This window comes from Candidatus Sodalis sp. SoCistrobi (assembly GCF_900143145.1).
Lineage (GTDB): Bacteria > Pseudomonadota > Gammaproteobacteria > Enterobacterales > Enterobacteriaceae > SoCistrobi.
In genome coordinates this window covers 1-1346 of record NZ_FRDB01000375.1, presented here as the reverse complement: position 1 = coordinate 1346, position 1346 = coordinate 1, and the positions used below count along the sequence as shown (strand labels likewise).

The window sequence follows — 1346 nt, the reverse complement described above, 5'->3', positions numbered from 1 at the left end:
TTCATGCTGAGTTTCCAGCACTAGATTAACTGCCCGTTCACGGACTTCCGGAGAGTAACGTTTGGTCGTTGTCATAGAGACCTCCACTTTTAAAGTATAGACTCTAATTTATCCGGGGTGATTCAGCCGGGATTTCGCGCAACTGCTGGGTTTGGGAGTCAAACGCCTCGACATGCAGTAAATCAATTTTCAGGCCGTTTTTGCGCAAAGCAGCAATATCGCTGGCGAGACGCTGAACGCCGAAAAACAGCAGTGCATCCAGTGCCGTCACCAGCAGGCCAGAGGTCAGCGCCAACCGTAGCCGTTCACGCGGTACGCTCACCTGCCGGGCGATACGGGTGTAGCTGTTTTCCGTGCCACCTTCAGCGCCGGAGCGGAAAACGGTGAATTTACGCGTGTAGTGAAAGGCCTCCGGCGCAGCAACATCGGCGTCAAGGCTATACAACACCCCGCGTTTGCTGCCGTTGATTTCCACCCGGCGGCTGTGAATGATCAGCTCGTCGCGCAATTTTTCGATAGCCTGTGGCGCACGGATAAGCAGCAGCCGAAACGGCAATTCGTAGCTCGTCACATACGGCAGGCTGTGCAGCGCCAGTCTGACGCGGGCAATTTCCCCGGCGTGCTGTTGCTGCACGATAAACCATTGTTTGGCCTGATGCGGGGTTTCGCTGGCCTCGGTGATGTGGTTGAGTGCGATCTGATAATCAATGCGCTGCACTAGTGGCCGTCATCGAACAAGGAAGCGAGTTCGTCATCGGAAAGTCCGGTATAGCGCTTGATGGCAGATTTTCCTACACCATCATCCAGAAGTTGCCTTGCAATTTTCAGCGAGGCGCTATGCTCGCCTTCTTGGCGTCCTTCTTGGCGTCCTTCTTGGCGTCCTTCTTGGCGTCCGAGGGCTATTCCTTGCTGGATGCCTTGCTCGCGGCCTTTCTCTCTCAACTGCTCTGCAATCGTCATGGCGTCCTCCCGATAGCGCGGCGTTTTTTCTGCCAGCGCGCGAATGAATTTTTCCCCTTCAACGGTGTTTCCGGCCTCGGCCAGATAGTATAGCAAGCTGCGAAACTGCTCTTTGGGGTAGGCCCACCGTTCGAGCAATCCGGCCAGTTCGTTAACCAGCTCTAGCATATCACGGGTACGAATGTGCTTCTGCACCAGTTCCAGCAATGCCACCCGGCGATGCGTCAGGATTTCGTCATCCGGTATTGCAGTGATATCGACCAGCGGAAACGCCTGATGATAAACCGTGGACGCCAATTCAGGTTCGGCAAAGCAATCCAGCCACTTTGTGCTGTACGGATACGGCGACGTGGTGCCGTGATAGAACAGCAGCGGAATGACCACCG

At 55.2% G+C, this 1346-nt stretch carries 2 protein-coding genes; both read right to left on the bottom strand.

The features are described 5' to 3' along the window. Window positions 1-103 precede the first annotated feature (103 nt). Complete coding sequence (locus tag CINSTRO3249_RS15950) at window positions 104-718, bottom strand: ECs1377 family protein (protein ID WP_074013909.1); 615 nt, start codon at window positions 716-718, stop codon at window positions 104-106. Further along, the coding region (locus CINSTRO3249_RS15945) for an Rpn family recombination-promoting nuclease/putative transposase (protein WP_174249813.1) at window positions 718-1346 on the bottom strand (629 nt) is incomplete at its 5' end. The genes CINSTRO3249_RS15950 and CINSTRO3249_RS15945, both read right to left, overlap by 1 nt.